18 protein-coding genes and 1 pseudogene are annotated in these 19,295 nt (G+C 57.0%); 12 read left to right on the top strand and 7 right to left on the bottom strand.

Going from position 1 to position 19,295, the window contains the following annotated elements; genetic code table 11:
- Positions 1-119: 119 nt before the first annotated feature.
- A complete protein-coding gene (locus HMPREF2526_RS01065; protein ID WP_070545295.1) occupies positions 120-1,832 on the top strand; it encodes a bifunctional metallophosphatase/5'-nucleotidase in 1,713 nt (570 codons plus the stop codon).
- A 119-nt stretch (positions 1,833-1,951) separates the two neighbouring features.
- Here HMPREF2526_RS01065 and HMPREF2526_RS01060 read toward each other — a convergent pair whose 3' ends face one another.
- The 3 genes and pseudogenes from HMPREF2526_RS01060 to HMPREF2526_RS13760 form a co-directional block, all read right to left on the bottom strand.
- Positions 1,952-2,458, bottom strand: coding sequence for a GNAT family N-acetyltransferase (locus HMPREF2526_RS01060; protein WP_046649201.1), 507 nt, complete (start codon positions 2,456-2,458; stop codon positions 1,952-1,954).
- A gap of 118 nt (positions 2,459-2,576) precedes the next feature.
- On the bottom strand, positions 2,577-3,404 hold the full coding sequence (locus HMPREF2526_RS01055) for an Lrp/AsnC ligand binding domain-containing protein (RefSeq protein ID WP_230308963.1): 828 nt from the start codon (positions 3,402-3,404) through the stop codon (positions 2,577-2,579).
- A 54-nt stretch (positions 3,405-3,458) separates the two neighbouring features.
- Positions 3,459-3,581, bottom strand: a pseudogene (locus HMPREF2526_RS13760) (AsnC family protein); the annotation flags it as partial.
- 182 nt (positions 3,582-3,763) lie between these two features.
- Between HMPREF2526_RS13760 and HMPREF2526_RS01050 the strand changes: the two are divergent.
- Entirely contained in the window at positions 3,764-4,972 is a 1,209-nt protein-coding gene (locus HMPREF2526_RS01050) for a M20 family metallopeptidase (RefSeq protein ID WP_046649203.1), read from the top strand.
- 29 nt (positions 4,973-5,001) lie between these two features.
- Complete coding sequence (locus tag HMPREF2526_RS01045; protein ID WP_049155923.1) at positions 5,002-6,573, top strand: AbgT family transporter; 1,572 nt, start codon at positions 5,002-5,004, stop codon at positions 6,571-6,573.
- A gap of 266 nt (positions 6,574-6,839) precedes the next feature.
- On the opposite strand, the gene HMPREF2526_RS01040 is transcribed toward HMPREF2526_RS01045, so the two are convergent.
- Positions 6,840-7,826: a thermonuclease family protein gene (locus tag HMPREF2526_RS01040; RefSeq protein WP_246819836.1), complete on the bottom strand. Its 987-nt coding sequence runs from the start codon at positions 7,824-7,826 to the stop codon at positions 6,840-6,842.
- A 521-nt stretch (positions 7,827-8,347) separates the two neighbouring features.
- Here HMPREF2526_RS01040 and HMPREF2526_RS01035 point away from each other — a divergent pair.
- The 3 genes from HMPREF2526_RS01035 to HMPREF2526_RS01025 are packed head-to-tail and all read left to right on the top strand — an operon-like array spanning position 8,348 to position 11,017.
- Positions 8,348-9,292 (top strand): dihydrodipicolinate synthase family protein, encoded by a 945-nt coding sequence (locus HMPREF2526_RS01035; protein ID WP_070545289.1) that lies wholly within the window; start codon positions 8,348-8,350, stop codon positions 9,290-9,292.
- A 31-nt stretch (positions 9,293-9,323) separates the two neighbouring features.
- Positions 9,324-10,265 carry an ROK family protein gene (locus HMPREF2526_RS01030; RefSeq protein ID WP_049155929.1) on the top strand — a complete coding sequence of 314 codons (942 nt, stop codon included), beginning with the start codon at positions 9,324-9,326 and terminating at the stop codon, positions 10,263-10,265.
- Positions 10,266-10,306: 41 nt separating this feature from the next.
- Positions 10,307-11,017 (top strand): N-acetylmannosamine-6-phosphate 2-epimerase, encoded by a 711-nt coding sequence (locus tag HMPREF2526_RS01025; protein WP_070545287.1) that lies wholly within the window; start codon positions 10,307-10,309, stop codon positions 11,015-11,017.
- 9 nt (positions 11,018-11,026) lie between these two features.
- Here the strand turns inward: HMPREF2526_RS01025 and HMPREF2526_RS01020 are convergent, their stop codons facing one another.
- Entirely contained in the window at positions 11,027-11,743 is a 717-nt protein-coding gene (locus tag HMPREF2526_RS01020; protein ID WP_070545285.1) for a FadR/GntR family transcriptional regulator, read from the bottom strand.
- A 241-nt stretch (positions 11,744-11,984) separates the two neighbouring features.
- On the opposite strand from HMPREF2526_RS01020, the gene HMPREF2526_RS01015 reads away from it, so the two are divergent.
- The 3 genes from HMPREF2526_RS01015 to HMPREF2526_RS01005 all read left to right on the top strand — a co-directional run bounded on the left by HMPREF2526_RS01015 (position 11,985) and on the right by HMPREF2526_RS01005 (position 14,465).
- The gene (locus HMPREF2526_RS01015) at positions 11,985-13,508 is read left to right on the top strand and encodes a sodium:solute symporter family protein (protein ID WP_049155937.1); all 1,524 of its coding nucleotides are present in this window, start codon (positions 11,985-11,987) and stop codon (positions 13,506-13,508) included.
- 66 nt (positions 13,509-13,574) lie between these two features.
- Positions 13,575-14,006 carry a hypothetical protein gene (locus HMPREF2526_RS01010; RefSeq protein WP_070545283.1) on the top strand — a complete coding sequence of 144 codons (432 nt, stop codon included), beginning with the start codon at positions 13,575-13,577 and terminating at the stop codon, positions 14,004-14,006.
- 27 nt (positions 14,007-14,033) lie between these two features.
- Entirely contained in the window at positions 14,034-14,465 is a 432-nt protein-coding gene (locus tag HMPREF2526_RS01005) for a hypothetical protein (RefSeq protein ID WP_070545281.1), read from the top strand.
- 415 nt (positions 14,466-14,880) lie between these two features.
- Here HMPREF2526_RS01005 and HMPREF2526_RS01000 read toward each other — a convergent pair whose 3' ends face one another.
- Entirely contained in the window at positions 14,881-15,435 is a 555-nt protein-coding gene (locus HMPREF2526_RS01000) for a CAP domain-containing protein (RefSeq protein ID WP_070545278.1), read from the bottom strand.
- A gap of 508 nt (positions 15,436-15,943) precedes the next feature.
- Here HMPREF2526_RS01000 and mmuM point away from each other — a divergent pair.
- The 3 genes from mmuM to HMPREF2526_RS00985 all read left to right on the top strand — a co-directional run bounded on the left by mmuM (position 15,944) and on the right by HMPREF2526_RS00985 (position 17,884).
- Positions 15,944-16,882 carry a homocysteine S-methyltransferase gene (gene mmuM, locus HMPREF2526_RS00995; protein WP_239663616.1) on the top strand — a complete coding sequence of 313 codons (939 nt, stop codon included), beginning with the start codon at positions 15,944-15,946 and terminating at the stop codon, positions 16,880-16,882.
- Between the two features lie 48 nt (positions 16,883-16,930).
- Complete coding sequence (locus HMPREF2526_RS00990) at positions 16,931-17,317, top strand: hypothetical protein (protein WP_049155956.1); 387 nt, start codon at positions 16,931-16,933, stop codon at positions 17,315-17,317.
- Positions 17,318-17,392: 75 nt separating this feature from the next.
- A complete protein-coding gene (locus HMPREF2526_RS00985) occupies positions 17,393-17,884 on the top strand; it encodes a gluconokinase (protein ID WP_070545276.1) in 492 nt (163 codons plus the stop codon).
- Here HMPREF2526_RS00985 and HMPREF2526_RS00980 read toward each other — a convergent pair.
- The gene (locus HMPREF2526_RS00980) at positions 17,881-19,275 is read right to left on the bottom strand and encodes a GntP family permease (protein WP_070545368.1); all 1,395 of its coding nucleotides are present in this window, start codon (positions 19,273-19,275) and stop codon (positions 17,881-17,883) included. The two genes, HMPREF2526_RS00985 and HMPREF2526_RS00980, sit on opposite strands and share 4 nt — an antisense overlap.
- Positions 19,276-19,295: the final 20 nt, after the last annotated feature.

Raw genomic sequence — 19,295 nt, 5'->3', positions numbered from 1 at the left:
CCCGCGGTCTAGGAGTTTTCGTAGCTCGTGCCCAGCGGTAAGCATCTGGACTATGAATGTTCATCTAGATTTTGCCTCAAGGTCGAGGAACCTCTAGCCGCGTTAGGCAGAATGCCTCTATGCGCAATCGTCACACCATTCTTGCTTTGACTGCTCTTCTTTCTCTCAACGCATCTAACGCTATCGCTGCTGAATCGGACCCAGGTCAGGCGGCAGTAGCGACCGGAGACGTTGTCTACTTCCAGGACATGAAGGAGTTTGAGCCCCGAGCCTGGGATGACGGGAGCCACCAAGGCGGCATCGCCTACCTAGCAACTGCCCTTGAGAATATCCGCCAAGAAGAAGGCGACCCTATCGTCGCCTTTGGTGGAGAACTTGCTGCCGGCAGCCTATTCGGCTCAGTCTTTCGCGGTGAGCCATTTGTCGAGGCTTTTAACGAACTCGGCGTGGACGTCGGCAACTTTGGCAACCACGACTTTGATTACGGCGTGGACCATACTCGTAGCCTTATCGAAAAGGCCGAGTTTCCGTGGATTTCCAGCAACCTGACTACCCAGAATGGCGAGCCGATCAGCGATGACGGGACCACCTTCACTGCTAAATCCGGTGAACTCACCGTCGGGTTTGTTTCTCTTACTGCCGACCTTGATCGAACCGTAGCTGCCAAGGATGTCGTGACGGGGGACTTCGCTGAATCCGCACGCGCCGGGGTTAACAAGCTCCAAGAAGAAGGCGTTGATGCGATCGTTTTGCTGAGCCAGATCTCAAAAGAAGACACCACTCGGGTAATGGAAGAGATTCCCGAGCTTGCAGCAGCGCTGCGTGAAGAAAACGAGGCGCAATCACCGGAAGAAGTAACCTACACCGCAGATGATCGGCCGATTATCGCACCGCGTGCTGATTATGGAACGTTGGTTCACCTCGACGTCACCGTTGACCGTTCCACGCAGAAGACCACGGTGAAGGTAGTGAACCATCCGGTCAATCCATCGCTTCCTGCTAACGAAGAGTGGAAGGCACGCAGCGAGAAACTCTACGGTGAATTAGACCGTCAACTGGGTGAGCAACTTGGTACTGCGACGCAGGCTTTATCAAAAGCAGAACTAGGCCCGTTGGTAGCGGATGCATACCGCGAACATTTCGATACTCAGCTCGGATGGCAGAACGGTGGCGGCCAGCGTGCTGACATGAAAGAAGGGACCTTGACCCGTCGCGATGCGCAATCGGTGCTTCCTTTCGGTAACTCACCAATCGCGATTCAAGCAACGGGCGCACAGATTAAAGATGCACTGGAAAAGGGTATTGAATCTAATCCGGATGGTGGGAATGGCTTCCCACGGACTGCCGGATTCACGTTTGATTACGACATGAATGCGCCATTCGGTGAGCGCGTCAGGGCGATAAAGCTCGATGATGGCACGTCAATGGACATGAATTCCACGTACTCACTGGCCATTAGCAATTACGTGGTGAATGGTGGCGACAAGATCGATTCATTCAGCGATGCGCGTGTTACTTCTACTGGCACGGCAATCGACGTCGATGTCTTCTCCGAGTACATCAAGCGGCATGGTGAGCTCTCACCTTTGAAGACTCCTGATGAGCCAAACGATCCAGCAGACGGTGGGAAGACAGAAGAATCATCGATTGGTTCTTCGCGTGGAGCAGCCGTTGCTATCGGGGTGATCGCTGCACTGGCAGGAGCCTTCATCGCGTTTACTCCCAAGCCCGTACTGGATGGGATTGTTCGCTATCTGAAGACCTTCTTGCCGGGCTCGTGGCAACTAAATCTTCCTTCGGATCACTTCCCCTTGCAGGGACTGCATCAATAACCAGGGTATTTCAGTTCTACGGAGTCATTCCCACGTACCAAAAGAGTGGCTGAGCTGCGAGTGATAAGTTGAGCTTCTTCGTCAATGTGGCATAGACCTTGATGAGGTAATTCTTTTTATCAGCCCAGTCGATACACCTCGTAGTCGCCCGGCACTCCTGCGCCGGGGACGTGCTGAAGTCCGAGCTTCAATGCTAGGGCAATCGACGCTTCATTAGTGGGGTCGATTATCGCAACGACTGGGAGCTGCGGGAAACGCTCGCGCGCATTGGCAACCGCAGCGGCTGCGGCCTCCTTGGCATAGCCCTGGCCTTGCGATTCGGGTGCGAAGCGGTAGTAGAGGTTGAGCACTTCCTCACCGGCTTCTTCGCTATGACGCACGCCGGTAAAGCCAATGGTCGTTCCATCGTGAGTGGACACCACGTAGTAGCCCAGCTGTTTTTCACTCCAATTCTGTTGCCACGAGCGTGCCAGTTCCGCGGCTTCCTCCCTAGTCTTCATAGCCAATTCAGGGCGGTGCTCGTAGGTGCGGGCGTCCGAATGAATGGCAAAGATGGCGTCAATATCGGCATCTGTAGGCACCGACAATGCGAGCCGTGGGGTCTGGAGGGCGAAATCCTGATTCATAGGGGTTCCTTTCATTGAAATTTACAGGACTCCCAGGTTATCCAATCACGCGGTGAAACCCCTTCAATTCCCATCAAACTCATCTGCTTAGTGTCCACTAAACGAGGGTTCCTCACGATCAGCACGCATGTAATACATGTGCATGCAGTGAAGGACTATCGGTCCAGGGGACGTGGCCGATTTTCCGCCCCTCTTCGTCAAGGAGAACTCCCGCCCTCTTGTGGTGTTGCAGGAGGATGCTGCGGCTGACTACGCGAGTCGGTAAGCCGCGGACTACGTCAGATTCCACTTCGTTGGCTTGGCTGAAGGACCTTAGCCATAAGATGACGTAGAGGTTTGCTTCCCCACCTACCAGTGTTGTACACAAGCGCGCGTCTGGAAAGGTCTTGATCTTCGTGACTACCTCGTCGAGCTTAGCCGGCGGGACCAGCAGCCATAGGGCCAGCACCCCAGGCCATTCGTCGTGGAGCGGTGCAGCCTCCACTCGCTGGATAAGGACCCGCCGTGAGAGGAACTGTTTAACAATCCGTCGGGCCTGTGGGTCACCGAGACCCAAAGATGAAGCAATACGCGAGGCGCCGGCTCGTCCATCGCATTCCAACACACGAAGCGTCTTTTCCACGCGTTCGTCGAACTCTACTTCCGGGAACTTGTATTGGTTGGGCGATTTTTCGATTCGGCCAAGGGTGCCGCTGTTCCACTGAGCACCTTCAAGCTGGACATCCGACATTAGTGAAATGATTAGTTCGGATATGCCCTCGACCTGTCCTATGGACACATTGAGTACTGGGCGCACGCGGCTCTTGTCAGGAACAAAGACTATGAGCTGAATCTGGTACGCGCCGGTCATCTCACTTACCGACATCACTTCTGGGACCTGACAAAGTTGCTTGGCGACCGCTTCGACGAACCCTGGCTGGCATTTGACCCGCACGCTGAAGCACATCAACCCACGGACCCTATTTGGGTAGGTAGCGATCCAACCGGCTCCCGACTCCACCAGAGCGTGCCAATGTCGCCTCACCGTGGGGCCACTTACCCCAATTGTCCGCGCAATTTCCGCCCAGGGCGCGCGGGGATTGCGTTGAAGGGCATCAAATACCGCGAAGTCCAATTCCGACATCATGGTCTTTCCAGGATCTATCCCAGAGTCCATACCGAACATATTCTCCTGTTTTTAGACGTCATTCAAACAAAGAGAGCTTTCAGAAAGTTTATTTAAATAACATACCTCGACAATGTGATCCATGGCATTAACTTGCGCGGATTGCATCTATGTCTCATTTCCGTTCGTCAAGGAGTTCCATGTTTGAGCAAGAGCCGTCTTCGACCAACATCAAGGACTTGGTAGATTCGCTGCAAAGCTACGCCAACCAATTTGCCGACAACCTCGCCGACGTTGCCAAGGATCTGTGGGATCACCCTGAAATCCGTTTCACCGAGTACCACGCCGCTAAGCGCCTTACCGCTGAGTTAGAGGACGCCGGGTTCGAGGTCACCCGCGGTTTCGGAGGCCTTGAAACGGCCTTTGTCGGCAAATGGTCTTCGGCCAGTGCAACCGCCGACTCGCCAACACTGGCAGTCTTTTGTGAGTACGACGCCTTGGAAGAGGTAGGCCACGCCTGCGGCCACAACATCATCGCAGCAAGCGGCTTGGGCGCAGCGAAAATCGCTAAGGCAGATTTGGAAGCCGATGGGAAGACGGGCGCTCACTTGGTGGTCATCGGCAGCCCCGGTGAAGAGGGCGGGGCAGGTAAGGTCCCGTTGATCGAGAATGGGGTGCTCGAGGGGGTTGACTACGCCGTAATGATCCACCCGAGCAACGAGGAGAAGGTCGGGGGAGGGAGCCTTGCTCGCGTCGCTCTCGATGTTGAGTTCAAGGGCAAGGCCAGCCATGCCGCGGCTGCGCCGGAAGACGGGCGTAACGCACTCGACGCAGCAACTCTCTCGCTAAATGCGATCGGCCTTCTCCGCCAGCAGATCAAGGATGATATTAGAATCCACTCGATCATCACTAACGGTGGGCAAGCACCAAATGTAATTCCTGAGCTAACTGGAATTCGGACTTTCGTGCGTGGATCGGACTCCGATTATCTTCTCGAGAGCGTTGTTCCGCGCGTTAAGAATTGCTTCGAAGCTGGCGCTCTTGCCACCGACTGCACTGTGAGCATCACCTCGACTACTCCGCCCTATCTTTCGCTGAAGTCGAACCCGACTCTGGTCACCATCGCTGAAGCAGCGTTTTCGGCTGTTGGGCGCCAGACTACTCCGAACGAACTGTTCTCTGGGTCTACAGACATGGGCAACGTTAGCCAAGTAGTCCCTGCTATCCACCCAATGATCCGCCTGACCCAGGATGCCCCGCCTCATACCCGTGAGTTCGCAGCAGCTGCCGATGGTCCTGATGCAAAGAAAACGATCATCGACGGCGCTTTGATTCTCGCCGCCACCTTGCTAGCCGGTTTCCGCGACCCCGAAGTCGTGGAAGAAGCGAAGCGAACTTTCAACGAATAACACCCCAGCAAACTAAGTAAGGAGTGGCTATGTCTAGCGCTAGCTCCCACTCATCGCCGGTCACCCAAGAAAGTGCGGAAAAGTCATCCACACGCTCGACTCGTCAGTTCGGTCGAGATGTTCTCCGTACGATCGAGAAGGTCGGCAATGCCTTGCCAGATCCCTTCCTGCTTTTTGTAATTCTGGCGTTAGCAGTCATGGTAATGTCTGCGATAGGCCATGCTTTCGGAGGTTCGGTCACCCACCCAGGAACCGGGGAAGACGTCCATATTCGTAGCCTTCTGTCGGGTGAAGGCATCGAGTACATCCTGACTTCGATGCTGGAGAACTTCACCGGTTTTGCGCCCCTGGGACTAGTCCTAGCCGTGATGCTCGGCATTGGCTTGACCGAGCAGGTCGGCTACATTCAGCACGCCGTGCAAAAGACCGTTCGTCGAGTGCCCTTCGCGGCCCTCCCTTACGCGGCGGTTTTCATTGGAGTGATCGGCAACCTCGCTTCCGACGCTGCGATGGTTGTCATCCCGCCCTTGATCGGGATCGTCTTTCACCACGCGGGAAGAAATCCCATTGCCGGTGTCGCTGCAGGCTTCGCCGGTGCGGGCATTGGTTTCACCGCAAACCTCTTTGTTGCCGGTACTGATGCACTGCTGGCGGGAATTACCACCGAAGCCGCGAGAATTGTCGACCCAGAGGCGCATGTAACAGCCGTTGCAAACTGGTACTTCAACGTTGTGTGCGTCTTCGCCCTTACGCTCGTTGGAGGACTCGTCACTACCTATGTCACCGAAAAGCGCCTCGGTAAGTACGAAGGTTCAATAAACGCCGAGGAGCTAGAGGAAGAGACAAAGGAAAGCGACAGAGCCCTGCTATTTTCTTCTGTCCTGGGGACGGCGTACATCGTACTAATTGCGGTAGTCGTATTGCTCCCCGATAGCCCACTCCGGGGCGAAAACGGGGCAATCATCGATTCCCCGTTCATGTCGGGCATCATTCCGATCATACTCGGCTTCTTTATGCTCCTCGGCACTAGCTACGGCATCCTGATGGGGAAGATTAAGGACTCCAAGGATCTGTCGTCATATATGGCAGAGGGTATTTCCGGAATGTCCGGCTACATTGTAATGGTCTTTGCCATCGCGCAATTCATCAAGTACTTCGAGTGGTCGAACATCGGTATCTGGCTAGCGGTCAACGGTAGTGATTTCTTAAAAGAAATTGGTTTTACCGGAATCTTCCTGATTATCGGATACATCGTGTTCACAGCCCTGCTCAACTTGATCATTCCGTCAGGCAGCGCCAAGTGGGCATTGGAAGCGCCGGTTTTTGTTCCACTCTTTATGCAATTGGGTTATCACCCTGGCTTCATCCAGGCGGCCTATCGTATGGGCGATTCCTCCGCGAACATGGTGACACCGGTATCCCCTTACCTACCGATCGTCCTGGGGTATATCCGTCGGTACGACAAGAGTGCGGGTGTGGGCACATATATCAGCATCATGCTGCCCTATACGATTGCGTTCTTCTGTACCTTCTTGGCCGTCTTCCTTGTATTCTTCGCGTTAGAAATACCCTATGGCCCAGGCGTGACCGCTCACCTGTAGTAAGACAGCGTGGTGTAGTAAAATACCGAACGATAGATCCCCGGTCGGGCCTCTTCCCCTTGTAGGGAACGCATAAATGACCGGGGCCTTTCGTTCTCACGGAGACGTGGACATATTCCAAAAAAATTGCCTGAGCTGCGAACAACAAGTTGAGTTTCTCCGTCAACGCGGCATGCGCATCGACGACAGTGCAACTGCAGTCGAGCTTCTCTCACGGGTTAACTACTTTCGTTTATCCGGGTATTTCCGGTATTTGCAGCTCGTGTTTACCCAATCTGCACGCGTGTGGTGCAATCAATCTTGGCGTAGGGTCGTCCCTTCTTGTCAATACTGGTCATTGCGTAGTTTCCGTTGTAGGCGCGGCAACCGGTGTAGTTGTCCACCGGATTGCTAGGTGCCGGTGCGGCTGGTGCCTGGTAGGCGGGTGCTGCTTGCTGGGCCTCCTGCTCCGCGCGACGGGCAGTCTCCGCAGCCTTGCGTGCTGCTTCTTCCTCGGCGCGCTTCTTCTCGCGTTCCTCATTGGCGGAGGAGATTTCGCGATCCAAAGATTCTTTTCGCTCAGTGGCGTCCTTCTTCAGTTCGTCGAGAAGCTTTGCTTGCTCCTTGCCAAACGCTTCCTTCTGGAACTCAGACTGTTCCGCCATGGCCTTCTCCAGCTTGGTTACGGCTAATTTCGCGATGGCTAGACGGGTGGCATGGCTACGAGCCTTGTCGAGCTGCTCGTCGTTCCACATGTCATTGAAGTGGAACTGCCGCGCCTCATACACGGCGGAGCGTGCGTCCTGGAAGGACTGGTAGGCGCTGTCGTCGCCAAAGCTGCATTCCGGACCGGCCGAGTTGATGCCCTTGCCCGCAGCACGGGCTCGGTCGGCAGCGGCAGAGACCTCCGAGAAGAAGCGGGTGTTGCTGCCCACTTTCATCGGCACTGCGAAACCTTCCTCAGCAACGGAGGCGTTGATGAGCGAACTCTCCTTGAATACACCGGCCAGCGTGCGGCCATACTTGTCCTCGCGCTCATCGTCGTACTCCAGCGTCACTACCGTGCCTACTGGCAGCAGGCCTGCCAAGTATTGCTTTGCTTCCTCGGCCAAGCACTCCTTGCCCATCTCAGGCGTATCGATGTTGAGCAGGCGAATACGCGTGGTCTCACCATCCTGCGCTACATCGATGGTGTCGCCATCGATGACGTTTTGGACCGTAATGACGTCATCGGAAGAGTCCGGCCCTAATACGGCATAGGCACCGTAGCTCACTCCACCGGCGGCTAAGAGCCCAGCGACAACCTTGAAAATCCCATATCAGGAACCCCACGAGAGAAAGAAAGTAACAAGAACATCAGGAGTATACATGCCTGTATTAGGGGGTGTTCCTATATAGTTTGTCAACCTTGCGGCGTCCGGCCCTGCTTGCAGCTGTTTTGTCCACTTCCGGTTCTCTCGGTCGCGGCACGCAAGGGCGAGTCGAACGCGCCTACAGTCACGTGTTGGCAGGCGCACATTCACAATCGTAAGGCGCGCCATCATAACCAAGCGGTCGACTTTTTGCCGAGGCTAAAAACTGATTGGCATCGTACTGCTAGCAGGCCCATGGCTCTAGGTAAGGTGCCCCCGCTCCACTGTTCCAAGGAAGAGGGGAGTGTGGAAGGCGGAGAGCTTGAACTAGGCAACGAGCTGTAAGCGGAGTTCTTTTCGCTGGAAGGAACTGCATCACAATCCTAGGAGACGTATGATGTCTTATGACTCTAATACGAAGGCGAAGAGGAAGGTTTCCAAACATGACTGCAAGCACACAGCTCCTGCGCGGTGTTGTACCACCGCTGCTGACCCCGTTTAATGAGGACTACTCCGTCGACACCGATACCCTCAAGCGCCAGGCTGAACGCCTTATTAAGGCTGGCGTTCATGGCCTGTTCGTGCTCGGCTCCTCAGGTGAGGTTGCTTTCCTCACTCGAGAGCAGCGCAAGGAAGTCATCGCAACGGTGGTGGAACAGGCTCAAGGGCGCGTTCCGGTCATCGCCGGCGTGATTGATATGACGGCACCGCGAGTGATTGAGCACATTGAAGACGCCGTCGCGCTCGGGGTGCAAGGGCTAGTTGCCACTGCGCCTTTTTATGTTCGTACTCATGATGTAGAAATTGCTGAGCACTTACGGCTTCTCCATGCAGCCGCGCCAGAGACCCCCATCTACGCGTACAACATTCCGGTCAGCGTTCACTCCGTGCTGGATATCGCTACTCTTATTTCTCTGGCCAAGGAAGGCGTTATCGCTGGTGTCAAGGATTCCGGCGGCAATGATGGATACACGCGTGCTCTGATTAGCGCCCGCGACAAGGCTGGGGTGAAAGACTTTGTAGTCTTGACCGGCTCGGAAACTACGGTCGACTTTGCTTACCTGGCAGGTGCCGATGGCGTGGTACCTGGTCTGGGCAACGTGGACCCGGTTTCCTACGTGAAGCTACACGAGCTCCTAGTTGACGGATCGTACGCAGAGGCCGCGGAATTGCAGTCTAAGATTTGTGACCTTTTCACCATCGTTGGTGTTGGTGATGGCACGCGCATGGGCGGGAGCTCGCAAGGCCTCGGCAGTTTCAAGGCAGCGCTGCACCACCTGGGCGTCTTCCCGTCGGGGCTGATGTCTCGTCCGCATGTCGCTCTGAACGATGAGGAGCTGGCTAAGATTCATGAGATCGTCGATGCCGCTCAGGTGATCGAACCTTAATTCCTCTGGACTACGACGAAACGAGTGAAGAGTGACTAGTACCCTTGCGCTTGATGTCGGTGCAACCAAGATTGGTTGGGGCTTCGTGGCTGATGAGGACCCAACACAAGCAGTAGCGCTGGGAAAGATACCTACCCAGCCGGCCGGGGCTTCGCCACAGGAGCAGATCCAGAAAGCCATTCAGCTGGCGTTGGAGGAATCGGGTATCACTCCGGCGCGAATCGGCATTGGCTCGCCAGGAGTCATTAAAGCTCCCGAAGGGCTCGTCACCTACAACGGAGACACCATTAAGAACTGGGCTGGCACCAACCTTCGTGAGGTCGCGAAAGAGGTTGTTGATCTCCCGTGTGCTGTTCATAACGATGTGCGAGTCTGGGCGTACGGAGAGTTGATGCTCGGAGCCGCGAGGGAGTTCCAGTCCGGCAGAGTCCTGTACCTTTCGTTGGGAACTGGTGTCGGTGGTGCGGTAAGCGATAACGGGAGTCTGCTCAGCGGACCTACCGGATCGGCCGGAGAGTTTTCTGAACTCTTGTGTGCTGATTTCCGGGGCTTTGCGGACCGCGCCGAGAACATCATGAGCGGCAATAGTCTGGCTGCATATTACGAAGAATTTTCTGCGAACCCTGCAAGCGAACGGGTGCAGTGGAAGCAGCGGGACCAGTTAGCGCTTCCCCTCGAAAAGGTCGTGGAAAGAATGAACCAGGGAGATGAGCTCGCGTCCCAGATTATTCGAGGGAATTCTTATGGCCTTGGCCGCGCGGTGGCTGGTCTTGTTTCAGGGCTCGATCTCGATGCCGTTGTCTTGGGCGGTGGTGTGTGTCAGATTGGGGCGGCTGTGGAGGAACCGTTCCGTCAGGCTATAGAGGATTTCGCGTTGAAGCCGAATCGCTCCGTTGCAATTCGGGTTACTGAATCCCCGGCGACAGCCCCGTTAGTGGGCGCAGCGGCTTTTGCTCGAGACAACGCTTTTTAGCACCGTTTAACCGCGATATATCCAGAGGAAGGTTCAAGCATATGTTTAGGTTTAAGAGCAGTGAACTGGCTGACCGCCGAGAAGAAGTTCACGACATGATTCGAAACTCGGTGATTGTCTCGGTGCAAGCGCCGGATGGTCACCCAATGCGCGATACCCACACCTTGACGCATGTCGCCCGTGCGTGTGTTGAGGGCGGAAGCCGCGCAATCCGGTGTGGCGGGTATGGCGGCATCGAGGATGTCGAGGCAATCGCAGCCGCAGTAGATGTACCAGTTTTCGGCCTAACAAAGGAGGGGAGTGAGGGGGTTTATATCACCCCTACTGTTGAGTCCGTGCGCCGATTGGCTGAGGCAGGGGCCGCTGTTATCTGTGCGGATGCTACGGATCGCCCTCGGCCCGATGGATCGAGCTTCTCCGATCTTGTCGCCGAGTGCCACCGACTTAATGTTCTGTCGATGGCTGACTGTTCTACCCCGGAAGAAATGCAGCGGGCGCACCAAGCGGGGGCGGATATCATCTCAACGACGCTGGCCGGCTACACAGAGTTCCGGAGCAAGACCGAAGGCCCAGATCTTGAATGCTTGGCAGAGGGGCGACGGCTCTGCGGTGAGGATGCCTTTGTAATCGGCGAAGGAAGGTTTGCCTCGCGCGATGATGTGGCTGCAGGAAAGCGCGCCGGCGCCGACGCAATCATCATTGGCACTGCCATTACAGACCCTGCGTGGATTACGCGGAGCTTTAATAGCTGACACGGACTGTCACAGCGAAGTCAGCAGGGGCTCGTAATGCCTGATTACAGACTCTTGGTACTTCTTCAGATCTTTATTCTGTAGGGCATCGACGATGTCTTGGTGCGCGCGAACCGTTCTGCTGAAGTCCTGTGGTTCTTCTATTTTGCGAAGTGGAATGACGTTCATGTGCACTTGCCAGAAGGCATCATTGAGCTCACGGATAATCGGGTTATCTATTTCGGAAAGCAGAACCTGATGAAACTCCCGATCCTCCTCGGCAAAGTTGAGACCTTGCTCCCGCTTGGCTGACATTTTTTCAACGATGGCGCTCAACTGATCTAGCTTGGAGGGATCGGGTTTGGTAGTGATTTCTTGCCCGATAGCAAGATCAATTGCCTGCCGAATCTCCACCACATTGCGAAGCGTTTCAAGGTTGTCGTCAGCGTCGAGAGTCGCGCGAAAAATGAGGCCTTGAACTAGGGCTTTGAGTGACGTGCCGGAGACAAACGTTCCGGTTCCGTGCCTGACTTCGACGATATCTAACGTCGCTAGGATTCTGATGGCTTCTCGGACGGAGGAGCGAGAGAAGCCGAGTTCCTCACAGAGCTCTGATTCGGTTGGCAAAGTGTCCCCAGGCTTGAGTGCGTTGTCCTGAATGAATTTCTTGATGCCTTCTACAGCCTGCTGTGTGGTTGAGGCAGGGCGATGTGCGGCTTCGCTGAATCCCCATGTTCCGGTGTGCACTGGTTAATCCCTCTTTTCTTTCCGATCCATCTTAAGCCTCCCACGTTGGCGGGGTTCTCAAAGGATGAGCGCTGCTGGGGGAGGAGCACTTCGCTCTGACGATCAGGGGTAGACGGCTTTATCTTAAATCCCCTCACACATCAGACGTCTGATGTATTGTATCTTTCAACATGCTTTGTTGCACAGACGAATCGGAGAGTGATTTAGCTCTCTGCACTGAAAGCCCTGAAGGGAAGGTCAAATGCAATCGTTCGGAACACTCAACTGGATAGTTCTGATCCTCTATCTCCTGGGAATGCTTCTTGTCGGCGCTTATTTTGCGCGTAGGGCCGGCAGTGATCAGGACGAATTCTTCAAAGCGGGTGGCAGGATTCCTGGCTGGGCGGCAGGATTCTCAATCTATGCCACGACGCTGTCTGCCATCACGTTTATGTCCACTCCGGAAAAGGCGTATCTGACTGACTGGGCCTACTCGGCTGGTAACCTCGCTATTTTTGCCATTGTTCCAATTTTGATTGGTTATTATGTTCCGTTCTTTAGGAAGCTGGATGTCACGACGGCCTACGAGTACCTTGAGGAGAGATTCTCCGTAGCCCTCCGAGTTCTAGGCTCGCTCCTCTTCGTTCTGTATCACGTTGGGCGCATCGCCATCGTTATCTATTTGCCTACGTTGGCAATCACGTCGGTGGCAGATATCAACCCGCTGGTCGTCGCCGCGTTTGTAGGCGCTCTTTGTATTGTGTACACCTTCCTGGGAGGCATGGAAGGCGTGATTTGGTCTGATGTGATTCAGGGAATCCTGCTGCTGGCTGGCGCTGCAGCGGTAGTGCTGACGGCCATGGCCATGACTCCCGATGGATTTAGCGGTGCGGTGGTTAACGCCGCTGAAGAAGGAAAGTTCTACTCAGCGGACAACTTCACCACGAATGCAGTCTTCTCCTCAATACCATTCATCTTTATCGGAAATGTACTGAACAGCTTGCACCAGTACACCTCTTCTCAGGACGTCGTTCAGCGCTACCAAACGACTCCTACAATTCAAGCAACGAAGAAGTCCCTCATCGTCAACGGAATACTGGCGCTGATAACAATTCCGCTGTTCTACGGGATGGGAACGGCTTTGTATAACTTCTACGAAGCGAAGGGTGGTCTGCCTGAAGGAGTCAACACTTCTGCCGTAGTGCCGTATTTCATTCTTTCGGAGCTGCCTGCAGGCATTGCCGGACTCTTGATTGCTGCCATCTTGGCGGCTGCGCAATCGACAATTTCTTCTTCGCTCAACTCGATTTCCGCCTGCGTTGTCGTAGATATCTATAACCGCTTCTCCCCGAAGGAAGCGTCGGTTGCTTTCTCTCGCCTGGTCATCATCGTTGCCGGAACCTTCGGATTGGCCGTTGCACTGTATCTCATCATTACCAACCAGTCGGACCTGTGGGACCTGTTCCTCGCGATTACCGGTCTTTTTGGAGTTCCGCTCACTGCGGTATTTGTCTTGGGTATCTTTACGAAGTCCGCAAATTCCAATGGCGTTCTCATCGGGCTCCTGTGCGGAGCGATTGCTGCGTATTTCGCTGGAAAGCTGGACCAAGGCCCATTCTTGGTCTCGATTGTCGCCTTCGTAGGAACTCTCGTTATCGGCTACCTGGCATCCTTCATCTTCAGGAAATCTGACCATCACGACATCACGGGCTTGACTATTTACGGAAAGGACCTTGAATACACGCGGCGCAGTGTCAATCAAATACCCGTTGCGCAAAGTGAGTAAGCAATACGAATAGGCTGCCGCTAGGCTTGGTTCGTGTGTACACCGAAAGCAACTGAGGGAAACACAATGACCACACCCGATATCGAGGTTGACTACGACTCCGTCGATTCGATTCTGGATGTGATCGGTCGATGCCTACGCGTGGACCGCAAACTCAATCAGCGTACACCGTGGGATGGCTTTGTGGTCGTGTCCGGTTACGAGCAGGGGCACGCGGCGCGCCAGGCATGGCGGTTTGTCGGTGATAAGACTTTGATCACCACGGTGTCCGCACTCAACCCAGCGTTCAACCGTACGCTGATCGCACGGTTGCGAGAGCTCACCGCCGATCCGGAACGCGGTGAGTGGCAGACCTGGATCGCGCGGTACGATCTCGCCTCCGATAAATTCGACCACACATTCCTGTGGCCCGGAGAGGACGAAGGCTTTAACGTTCTCGCCTATGACACTCCGATGTCCACGATCGAAACCCTGAACCCAGCCCATCACGCTGAATAAACCCATGGCGCAACTGGAGGGAACGCAATGACTCCATCTGATTTCACCGTCGACATGGACTCCGCCGATTCGGTCCTTGAAGCAATGAGCGAGTGTCTGCGTTTAGATGAGGAGCTCAATGAGGAGAAACCGTGGGACGGCTTTGTGGTCGTGACCGGCCTCAACGAGGTGCAAGGTGCATCACAAGCATGGCGCTTTGTCGGCAAGGAGACCCTGCCCACGCCGGTGGGCATACGCAATCCGGCACTCGACCCCGACCTGCTGGAATGGTTGCGACAGCTCACCGCCGATCCGGAACGTGGTAAGTGGCAGACGTGGATCGCGCGCTACGATCTCGCCTCCGATAGCTTCGACCACACATTCCTGTGGCCCGGAGAGGACGCAGGTTTTAACGTCCTCGGCTATGACACCCCGATGGCCACGATCGAAACCCTGAACCCGGCCTTTCACGCCGAATAACCGCGACCACAGGACCCATTTCAGCATTGGTATCGCCCCGGTAACGCCGACCCGCCTAGGTTGCTTGCCCGAGTAGAAGTAACGCGTGAGCGTTACTAGGGGGCTGCGTATGGAGCGCTGCACTCCGCTGCTTCTTTGGTTTCGTGCTAGCGCGTCTTTATCTGGGAGTGCCGAACCTTCCGAGAAACCCGCCGAGAAGTCTCTTTACAAAGAACTCACCGACACCGATGGGCAAGTCCTCGGCGACCCGACGACGAACAAGTTCACCCCTCCCGCTCCTTTGATGTCGGCAGCTCCCTGAATGGTTCTGGATTGGGTGGTCATGTGAGAATTATCTTGGTGCCAAAACGGTGGATGTACCCGTGAGGAGGGGGTTCCTTCTCGCGGGTACATCTATTGGGCAAAGGTGTAAGGCCTAGCGTCCAAAGTTCTGGACGGCATACAGCTTGCCGTCGGCACCGATGGCCATGCCAATGCCCACGGACTTGGCGCGCGGGTCAAGCAGGTTCTTGCGGTGGCCGGGGGAATCCATCCATAGCTGCACGATGCGGGCATCGGAGTAGTCGCTCCATGCCTGGAGGACGTTCTCGCCACCAGCTGGCAGGCCGGCGGGGTAGTGGGTCCAGTAGTTCGGGCGGTGACGGGTGTTGCCGTCGCGGCTCAAGGTGTTGGCCCAGTCCTGTGCCAGGTTGGTCAGGTTCGGGTCAACGCGCAGCGGTGCGAGGCCATTAGCCACGCGCTGGGCATTGGTTTGATTAATGATTCCCTGGACACTGGCGGAGGTCTGCGGTGCTGGGGTAACCGGGCCAGCGGCTGCCGGGACCGTGAAGTCGAACGCGGCCGGGTTGAATGTGCCGAAGGAACTGAGGGCCTGAGCAGGGGCGTTGACGGAGCCAGCGAAGAGTGCTGCGGCGGCAGCAACGGGGGCAATAATCTTTGTGGCGGTGTGTCCAAACTGGAGGCGGAACATGGCGGGCACCTCTTTCTGCTTCAGGGTTAAGTGGCGGCTTTCCTGCCGCGTACCGAGGGGTACTTTCACTTAAAATTAAAGCTCTCTTCAGTGCGGAAAGGCCAGCTGACCAGCAGTTTTAAGCTTTGCCCTTATGTTTGTCACCTTTTATGGCTCGTCTCTTAGGCTTCTTTAGATTTCCCCTACTTTTGGCCCGGCTTTGCAAAGGTTGGGCCTTTAGTTTCGCGCAGTGGGGGTGATGTTCGGGGGTGGTCGTTCAGAATTGCATTCCTATATCCAGGGCTTTTAGGGGAGAGGGGGCTAAATATAGCTGAAACCTTGGCTATTTCTTGGCAAAAGCATGGGTAGCTTCTGTGAATGCATAGCTTGTGCTAATGGGCGCTGTTGTGGCGCGGTGCGTGGAAATGGTGATGACGAGCGTGAATAGATCCCGGGAAGAACGATCGGACCGCCTAAAGATTAAGAAAACTAATACGTCTATTGGGGTGGCTTATCGTGATGGTGCGGGGTGACTGCGGAAGCCATTGCTAAGCTCATGCGCATGGTCCTTCATGCCGCGCCGCTGCTTCTCGATGGCGGCCTGGGAACCTACCTCGAAGCCCAGGGACACGATATCTCCGGCCCGTTGTGGTCGGCGCGCGTGCTGCGTGAGAACCCAGCGCTCATCGAATCTGCCCACGCTGACTTCTTCGCCGCTGGTGCCCAAGTGGCCACCACAGCCTCCTATCAAGTCACCTTCGACGTCCTCGGCGAGGAGGCGGAAACACTTCTGCGCCGCAGCGTTGCGGTGGCACGTGATGCGGCGGGCGGGGCCGTCGACAAGCACGGCGCCCTGGAGGAATACTTGGTTGCCGCATCCATCGGCCCTTATGGCGCAGGCCCAGGTGAGGGCACCGACTACGACGGGGCCTACGGCCTTAGCCGCGAGGAGCTGTACCGCTGGCATGCCCGCAGGGTAGCGGTGCTCGCGGATACGGACGCTGACTTTTTGCTTGCTGAGACCATCCCCAACGTCGACGAGGCTGCGGTACTGCTGGAACTCCTGTCGGCTCAGCCCAAGCCCTTTGCGCTGAGCATTACCGGGGCCATTGCCGCTGACCCGGTCAAGCTCATGCGTGTTATCGACCTGGTCAACCAGGCACCACGGCTGGGTGCCGTGGGCGTGAACTGCGTGAGCGCGCCCCACGCGCTTGGTGTGGTGAAGACGCTGCGCGCAGCCACCGATAAGCGGCTGCTGGCTTGCCCCAACAGCGGCGAACTCTGGGACCACGGCGCCCATGAGTGGCGGCCGGCCCCCGCTGGCGCGGTGAGTTTGGCTGAGGCCGCAACGGATCTCGTGGCCGCCGGCGCGAGCCTGCTGGGCGGGTGCTGCCGCGTGGGGCCTACTGAGATACGCCAGCTGCGCACTTCCATCCTTCGCGCAACAAGCGACTCATTTGGGCAATAACGAAGGAATACCAGGACAACCCTACGGCACGGGGGATACAGTATTGCTATGAAAAAATCTTCTTTCCTCGCAGCATGCGCTGCGCTCCTCGTTGCATCACTGTCCGTCCCCGCCGCCAACGCCGAGCTGACTCAAACTGAGCGGGATCAATTCCGCACCGATCCCGTTGGCGCGATTGCCTGGCAGGCCATCAAGGGCTCTTCGGAATATGTTCGCGCCGATGGTAACACCATGATGGCCGCGTCCTTCTTCTCCATGACTATGCCGGGGCAGAGCATCGGCCTGCCTGCACTGGAGAACTGTGCTGAGCGCGTCGGCTCCTCCGCGCCGGAGGGCGGCGTTCGCTACGTGGCGGCCGCCCTGTGCGCCACCTTCGATCCGAATGCCCGCGGCGAGGTGCAGCGCGGGGACTTTGGCTACGGTCCACTGGGCTAAGCCTCGCTGTGGTCAGCCGCGCTACGGCACGTAGTGCGTAGCGCGTAGGATCGGGTGCTGTCTTAAGGAGGATTGATGCGCAAGCACGTGGTGATCATGGGAGTCTCGAGCTGCGGTAAGTCCACGGTGGGGGAGTTGCTGGCGCAGCGCACCGGCCTGCCTTTTCGGGATGGGGACGATATGCATCCGAAGGCGAACATCGAGAAGATGTCCTCGGGGCAGGCGCTTGACGACGCCGACCGCAAGCCCTGGCTCGAGTTCATCGGCCGCTTTCTCGCGGACCAGGACACCGGGGCCATCGTGGGCTGCTCCGCGCTCAAGCGCTCCTACCGCGACATCATCCGCGCCGCGGCACCGGATACGGTCTTCGTGCACCTGCACGGCTCCTACGATTTGCTCAAGGAGCGCATGAGCCAGCGCTCTGGGCACTTCATGCCGGTCTCCCTGCTGGATTCACAGTTCGAGACGCTCGAGGAACTGCAGCCGGGGGAAGCAGGCATCGTGCTGGATGTCAGCGCTGCCCCGGAGGACCTTGCCGCCGCGGCGGCCGAGTACCTGCAGGTCTAGAGCAGCGCGGCGGCGCCGTAGAAGATAAGGACGACGCCGAAGCCGATCGCGGAAATCAGCGCCTGGTTGACGGTCCATGTCCGCAGGGTGGTGGCTACGTCCATGCCCATGAGTCGGCCGACCAACCAGAAGCCGGAGTCATTGACGTGGCTGCCAAAGACGGAGCCCGCCGCGGTGGCGAGCGTGATGAGGACCAGCTGGATTTCCGTGAAGCCGCCTGCCTCCACGGCGGGCACCATGAGCGCTGCGGCCGTGGTGAGGGCAACGGTGGCTGAGCCCTGTGCCAGGCGCAGTGCTACCGCGATGAGGTAGCAGGCCAGGATGACGGGGATGCCGAGTCCGGACAAGGAATCCGCCAGCGCGTCACCGATGCCGCTGGTGCGCAGCACCCCACCGAACATGCCGCCGGCGCCGGTGATGAGGATGACGGAACAAATCGGACCGAGCGAAGACTCCACGGTCTTTTCGATGGCGCTCTTGCTTTCCCCACGGCGCAGGCCCAGCACGGCCATCGCCGCAAGAGTGGTGATCAGCAGGGCGATCGGGGTCTGGCCTAAGAAAATGAAGAAGCGCACCCATGAAGCAGCGGGGTCGACGAGGCCAGCGGTGCCCAGCGTGGTCAGCCCGGTATTGCCAAAGATAAGTACCATGGGGATGAACAGGATGCTGAGAACTGCGAACGGGGAGGCCGGGCGCGCCGGCAGTTCCGCTTCGCTCACCAGCGCGCCGGTGACCGCTTCCTCGAGGCGGTAGGGGTACTTCTTTCCTAGGTGGAGCCCGAAGCGGTAGCCGGAGAGATACCACGTGGGCAGCGCGACGAGGAGACCGAAGATAAGGATGAGACCGATGTTCGCGCCGAAGAACTCACCAGCTGCGACAGGCCCCGGGTGCGGTGGGACGAAGACGTGCATGACGGAAAAGGCGCCGGCGGCGGGGATACCGTAGGCCAACACTGGGCCATCGAGGCGCCGGGCGACGGCGAAGATGACCGGCAGCATCACCATGAGGCCCGCGTCGAAGAAGATGGGAAAACCCATGATGAGGGAGGCCACGCCCAGAGCCAGGGGCGCTTTGTCCTCGCCGAAGAGTTTCACGAGGGCGTCGGCAAGCGTCTTGGCACCGCCGGAGGTCTCCGCCAACCGCCCGATCATGGCGCCCAGGCCCACCAGCAAGGCCACGGAACCCAACGTCGATCCGAAGCCGCTCGTCATGGTGGGCACCACGCCATCCAGTGGGATGCCGGCGGCCAACGCAGTCAGCGCGGAGACCGTGACGAGGGTGACGAAGGCGTGCACCTTGAAGTAGATGACAAGGACCAAGATGACCGCAATTGCAGCCGCGGCGATGCCGAGAAGGGGTCCTGTCGTAAGTGTGGGTTCCCACGTATCCATGACATTCATGGATGCTGATT

This window comes from Corynebacterium sp. HMSC070E08 (assembly GCF_001808895.1).
Classification (GTDB): domain Bacteria; phylum Actinomycetota; class Actinomycetes; order Mycobacteriales; family Mycobacteriaceae; genus Corynebacterium; species Corynebacterium hiratae.
The sequence above is the reverse complement of the archived record's forward strand: the minus strand, read 5'-3'. Positions and strand labels throughout refer to the sequence as shown.